4 protein-coding genes are annotated in these 5,490 nt (G+C 61.8%); all 4 read right to left on the bottom strand.

Annotation, left to right across the window (positions count from 1 at the left end; translation table 11 throughout):
• Positions 1-374 (bottom strand): GTP-binding protein (locus H0V34_09990; GenBank protein ID MBA2492008.1); only part of this gene is annotated, 374 nt, incomplete at its 3' end.
• A 130-nt stretch (positions 375-504) separates the two neighbouring features.
• Positions 505-975: a 30S ribosomal protein S7 gene (gene rpsG, locus H0V34_09985; protein MBA2492007.1), complete on the bottom strand. Its 471-nt coding sequence runs from the start codon at positions 973-975 to the stop codon at positions 505-507.
• Between the two features lie 105 nt (positions 976-1,080).
• Positions 1,081-1,455: a 30S ribosomal protein S12 gene (gene rpsL, locus H0V34_09980; protein ID MBA2492006.1), complete on the bottom strand. Its 375-nt coding sequence runs from the start codon at positions 1,453-1,455 to the stop codon at positions 1,081-1,083.
• Between the two features lie 169 nt (positions 1,456-1,624).
• Positions 1,625-5,490: DNA-directed RNA polymerase subunit beta' (rpoC, locus tag H0V34_09975; protein ID MBA2492005.1), on the bottom strand; the 3,866-nt coding region annotated here is incomplete at its 5' end.

The following is a 5,490-nucleotide window of genomic DNA, read 5'->3' as shown; positions in this document are numbered from 1 at the left end:
GTCTCGGACTGCGGCTCCACACCGCCAACCGCACAGAACACCACTACCGCGCCATCCAGCACGCGCAGGGAACGCTCGACTTCGATGGTGAAATCGACGTGTCCCGGCGTGTCGATAATATTGACTCTATGCTCGGGAAACTGCTTGTCCATACCCTGCCAGAAACAGGTGGTGGCCGCCGACGTGATGGTGATGCCGCGCTCCTGCTCCTGCTCCATCCAGTCCATGACCGCCGCGCCCTCATGCACCTCGCCCATCTTGTGGGAAATGCCGGTGTAGAACAGCACGCGCTCGGTGGTCGTGGTCTTGCCGGCGTCGATATGCGCGGCAATGCCGATGTTGCGGTAGCGCTCGATAGGGGTCTTGCGTGCCACGGGATTAAACCTCTGAAAAATTCAACATGCTGCGTCTAGTAAGGCAGGCGCGCCGCGCCAGAATACGAGTTGCTCGCACGTTATCGCGAAATATCGCGGTGGAGACCCGCCGGTCTCCAGGCTCCGCGGCCTACCAGCGGTAGTGCGAGAATGCCTTGTTCGATTCGGCCATGCGATGCGTATCCTCGCGCTTGCGTACCGCCGAGCCCTTGCTATCCGAAGCATCCATCAGTTCGCCGGCCAGCTTGTTAGTCATCGACTTCTCGCCACGTTTACGCGCGGCGTCCACGATCCAGCGCATTGCAAGCGCGGCCTGGCGCGATGTCCGCACCTCGATTGGCACCTGATAGGTCGCGCCCCCCACGCGCCGGGACTTGACCTCGACCAGCGGCCGGACGTTCTCCAGCGCCTTGGTGAACACGTCCAGACCCTCGTCGCCCTTGCGCGCCTTGATCTGCTCAAGCGCCCCGTAAACGATCTGCTCCGCCGTGGATTTCTTGCCACTGAACATGAGCATGTTCACAAACTTCGCCAGCTGCACATTATGGTATTTCGGATCGGGCACCGGCCGGCGCTTGGGCACTTCTCTTCTTCTGGACATGACTTGAAGTTTTTAACTTGTGGCTGAACTGTGTGACCGACACTCTCGGCGGCTGCCGGGCAGGATCGCGTTATCGCTGAATTCGCAAGGCCTATGAGCCGAACATCAGGACTTGGGCCGCTTGGAGCCGTACTTGGAGCGACCCTGACGGCGACTCTGTACCCCCTGCGTATCGAGACTGCCGCGCACCGTATGATAGCGCACACCGGGCAAATCCTTCACGCGACCGCCGCGAATCAGCACCACCGAGTGTTCCTGCAGATTGTGACCTTCGCCGCCGATATAGCTGGCGACCTCGAAACCGTTGGTCAGGCGCACGCGCGCCACCTTGCGCAGAGCCGAGTTCGGCTTCTTGGGCGTGGTCGTATAAACGCGCGTGCAAACCCCGCGCTTCTGCGGGCAGGCTTCCAGGGCGGGGACGTTACTTTTCTCGCGCCGCCGTACGCGCGGGTTGCGCACCAGTTGATTCGTGGTCGCCAAGTGAACTTTCTCCAGTAAAAAAGACGGACAGGCCGCACGGTTAAGCAGCGGCCTGTCACAGCCAGCCATTTTAGAAAGTGTTGTTCAGTGTGTCAAACAAAACGCCGGCCATGATGAATGTCGCCTTCGCGTCCAGCGTTACATTCCTTGCCTCTAGGCGGGCGTTCGCCTACGTGCCGGCGTCATGCGCATTCTCCGTCAATGGCTCGGGCGGGGCATCTTCCTCAGCTGCCACCTCCTCGCTACGGCCCGGCAGGCCAGCCTCGAGAAATTCGCTGTACCGCCTGCGGCGTCGTTCGTCATGATACGCCTGCCCGGTGCCGGCCGGGATCAGACGGCCCACGATCACGTTTTCCTTTAAGCCCCGCAGATCGTCGCGGCTGCCGCGCACGGCGCTCTCCGTGAGTACCCGCGTGGTCTCCTGGAAAGAAGCCGCGGAGATAAACGACTCGGTCACTAGCGATGCCTTGGTGATACCCAGCAGCACCGGGTCGAACCTGGCTTGCTGTTTGCCGTCGCGTTCCGCCTTTTCATTCTCCTCGACCAGGCGCGCGGACTCGACCTGCTCGCCACGCAGGAAACGCGTGTCACCCGGGTCGAGAATTTCCACTTTGCGCAGCATCTGGCGGATGATCACCTCGATGTGCTTGTCGTTGATCTTCACGCCTTGCAGACGGTAGACCTCCTGAATTTCGTTGACCAGGTATTCGGCCAGCGCGGTGATGCCGAGCAGACGCAGGATGTCGTGCGGGTTGTGTTCACCGTCGGCCACGACCTCGCCTCGCTCGACGTGCTCACCCTCGAACACGTTCACGTGCCGCCACTTCGGAATCAGCTCCTCGGCGGTCTCGCCGTTCTCATCGGTGATCACCAGCCGCATCTTGCCTTTGGTTTCCTTGCCAAAACCCACGGTGCCGGAACGCGCGGCGAGAATGGCCGCTTCCTTAGGCTTACGCGCCTCGAACAAATCAGCCACTCTGGGCAGACCGCCGGTAATGTCGCGCGTCTTGGAGGATTCCTGCGGAATGCGCGCGACCACGTCGCCTACATCCACCTTGGCGCCGTCGGTCAGGCTGATGATCGCGCCGGGCGGCAACGCATATTGCGCGGGCAGATCGGTGCCGGCCAGCGCCAGATTGACGCCGTCTTCGTCGCTGAGCCTGACCATTGGCCGCAGATCCTTGCCGTGCGTGCCGCGCGTCTTCGGGTCCGAGATCACTCTTGAGCTTAAGCCTGTCACCTCGTCGATCTGCTTGTTAACCGTAATGCCCTCGATAAAGTCATGCAGCGAAATGCGGCCGGCCACCTCGGTGATAATGGGATGGGTGTGCGGATCCCAGTTGGCGACGATTTGCCCCGGGTCGGCGCGGTCGCCGTCATTGACCGAGATCACAGCCCCATACGGCACCCTGTAGCGTTCCTTTTCCCGGCCCTGCGAGTCGATCAGCCCAAGCTCGCCGGATCGCGACACGGCGACGTTGTTGCCGCTGCTCTCGTGCTTGACGATCTTGATGTTATGCAGGCGGATATGCCCCGGCGACTTGATGGTAATGCTGGAGGCAGCCGCGGCGCGGCTGGCGGCGCCGCCGATGTGGAAGGTGCGCATGGTCAGCTGCGTGCCGGGCTCGCCGATGGATTGCGCCGCGATGACGCCCACCGACTCGCCCTTATTGACGATGTGGCCGCGCGCCAGATCGCGTCCATAGCACGCCGAGCAGACACCATATCGCGCCCGACAGTTAATCGCGGTACGCACTTTGACCTCGTCCACGCCCAGTTCTTCGAGTTCCTGCACCCAGCGCTCGTCCAGTAGGGTGCCGGCGGTGACCACCGGTTCCTTCTGGCCCAGCAGAAACACGTCGTCGGCGACCGTGCGGCCCAGCACGCGCTCGCGCAACGGCTCGACCACATCGCCGCCCTCGATGATGGGTTTCATCACGATGCCCTCGCGGGTGCCGCAATCCGGATCCGTGACCACCATGTCCTGCGCCACGTCGACCAGCCTACGGGTCAGATAACCGGAGTTCGCGGTCTTGAGCGCGGTGTCGGCCAGACCCTTGCGGGCGCCGTGGGTGGAAATGAAGTACTGCAACACATTCAGGCCCTCGCGGAAATTCGCGGTGATGGGCGTTTCGATGATGGAGCCGTCGGGTTTGGCCATCAGCCCGCGCATGCCGGCGAGCTGGCGGATTTGTGCGGCGGATCCGCGCGCGCCCGAATCGGCCATCATAAAAATTGAATTGGACGACTTCTGCGAAACCGACGTACCTTCCGCGTCGACAACCTGCTCGGTGCCCAGCTTGGACATCATGGCTTTCGCGACCTGATCGTTGGTGCGTGACCAGATGTCCACCACGCGGTTGTAGCGTTCGCCCTTGGTCAGCAGGCCGGAGGTGTAATTGCCCTCGATCTCCTTGACCTCGCGTTCGGCCGCGGCAAGGATAGTTTCCTTTTCCTGCGGCACCACCATGTCGTCCACGCCGAACGAGACGCCGGCGCGGGTGGCGTAAAAAAACCCCGTGTACATCAGCCGGTCGGCAAACACCACGGTATCCTTCAGCCCCACGTTACGGTAGCACGCGTTGATCAGCCGCGAGATGCCGCGCTTGTCTAGGTTGCGATTGACGTAATCGAAACCGAGCCCGTCCGGCAGAATCTGCGACAGCAGCGCGCGGCCGACGGTAGTGTCGATGCGATTAAAGCTCTCGATACGTTCGTCCGCCTCGCTGAACACGACCTCGCGGATTCGCACCTTGACGCGCGCGTGCAGCTCCACATGCCGACCCTCGTACGCCCGGTGCACTTCCGCCACGTCGGCGAACACGCTGCCTTCGCCCTTCGCGTTGATGCGCTCGCGGGTCATGTAATAAAGGCCCAGCACGATGTCCTGCGACGGCACGATGATCGGATCGCCGTGTGCGGGCGACAGGATATTGTTGGTGGACATCATCAGCGCGCGCGCCTCCAGCTGCGCCTCGATCGATAGCGGCACATGCACCGCCATCTGATCGCCGTCGAAGTCCGCGTTGAACGCAGCGCACACCAGCGGATGCAGCTGAATGGCCTTGCCCTCGATCAGCACCGGCTCGAACGCCTGAATGCCCAGTCGATGCAGGGTGGGCGCGCGATTCAGCATCACCGGGTGTTCACGGATGACCTCTTCGAGAATGTCCCACACCTCCGGGCCTTCTTTTTCCACCAGCTTTTTCGCCGCCTTGATGGTGGTGGCAAGCCCGCGCAGATGCAGCTTGCTGAAGATGAACGGCTTGAACAGCTCCAGCGCCATCTTCTTGGGCAGGCCGCATTGGTGCAGTCTCAAAGTAGGACCTACCACAATCACCGAGCGCCCGGAATAGTCCACACGCTTGCCCAGCAGATTCTGTCGGAAACGGCCCTGCTTGCCCTTGATCATGTCCGCCAGCGACTTCAGCGGCCGCTTGTTGCTGCCGGTAATCGCGCGACCGCGCCGCCCATTGTCCAGCAGCGCGTCGACCGATTCCTGCAGCATGCGTTTTTCGTTGCGCACGATGATGTCGGGCGCGTTCAGCTCCAGCAGGCGCTTGAGACGATTATTGCGATTAATGACGCGACGGTATAAGTCGTTCAGATCAGAAGTCGCGAAGCGACCGCCGTCCAGTGGCACCAGCGGGCGCAAATCGGGCGGCAGCACCGGCAGCACGGTCAGCACCATCCACTCCGGCTTGTTGCCGGAATCGTTGAAAGACTCGATCAGCTTGAGCCGCTTGCCAATGCGCTTGAGCTTGGTTTCGGAACCGGTCTGACCGATTTCGTCACGCAGTCGCATGGCCTCGGCCTGCATGTCGATGGAGCGCAAAAGTTCGTACACCGCCTCGGCGCCCATGCGCGCATCGAACTCGTCGCCGTGCTCCTCGATGGCCTGCAGGTATTCTTCATCGGACAACAGCTTGCACCGCTCCAGCGGGGTCATGCCCGGATCGATCACCACGAATGCCTCGAAGTACAGGATCCGCTCGATTTCGCGTAACGTGATGTCAAGCAACAGGCCGATGCGCG

It is taken from the genome of Gammaproteobacteria bacterium, from assembly GCA_013696315.1.
GTDB lineage: Bacteria > Pseudomonadota > Gammaproteobacteria > JACCYU01 > JACCYU01 > JACCYU01.
This window is presented reverse-complemented; position numbering and strand designations above follow the sequence as displayed.

Bases quoted from the DNA above. Each gene is read 5' to 3' on its own strand.
- rpsG (MBA2492007.1), bottom strand. From the start codon at position 975: ATGTCCAGAAGAAGAGAAGTGCCCAAGCGCCGGCCGGTGCCCGATCCG.